The sequence below is a fragment of the Neisseria sp. P0021.S006 genome, assembly GCF_051956895.1.
Genome location: NZ_JBQCWZ010000851.1, coordinates 1 through 620, shown reverse-complemented (window position 1 = coordinate 620; position 620 = coordinate 1). Strand labels below are relative to the sequence as shown.

At 51.3% G+C, this 620-nt stretch carries 1 protein-coding gene; it reads right to left on the bottom strand.

Annotated features, from left to right (window positions below):
* Positions 1–13: 13 nt before the first annotated feature.
* The coding region (gene dnaQ, locus ACTHUM_RS17490) for a DNA polymerase III subunit epsilon (RefSeq protein WP_440403626.1) at positions 14–620 on the bottom strand (607 nt) is incomplete at its 5' end.

Below are 620 nucleotides of genomic sequence, written 5' to 3'. Positions count from 1 at the left end.
ATATTGCGGCGTATCATGCTGACGCTCCGGCATTAGCCTCATCAGAAGTTTCGGCCTTGCGCCATACACACGCTTCGCCCAAATCGTCCAAATATTTTTCATGTGCCGCCAGCTCGTCCGCATTGGCTTTGATGACTTTCAACTGCGAGGTACGTTTGGTTTCCGCAATAACGGTTTGTTTGACTTCGCCCTCTTCTTCCGTCTCACCGCCCATCAGATCGAACTGCTGACGCGTCATGGCAAGATAGACTTCACCCAAAAGCTCGCAGTCGATTAGAGCGCCGTGCAAAACCCGTTTGCTGCGGTCAACGGAAAAGCGGTTACACAACGCATCCAAGCTTGCCTTTTGTCCCGGAAACATTTCACGTGCCATAGCCAGCGTGTCGGTCACTTTACAACCCAGTTCCTCAATAGAAGGCAAGCCCATGCGGCGAAATTCCATATTCAGGAAGCCGACGTCAAACTTGGCATTATGGATAATCAGCTCTGCACCACGTATAAAGTCAGCAATCTGTTTACCCACTTGGGCAAACGGCGGCGCATTCTTCGCTTCCAATACTTCAATCGTCAAACCATGCACCTTCGCCGCTTCCTCCGGCATATCGCGTTCGGGATGGATA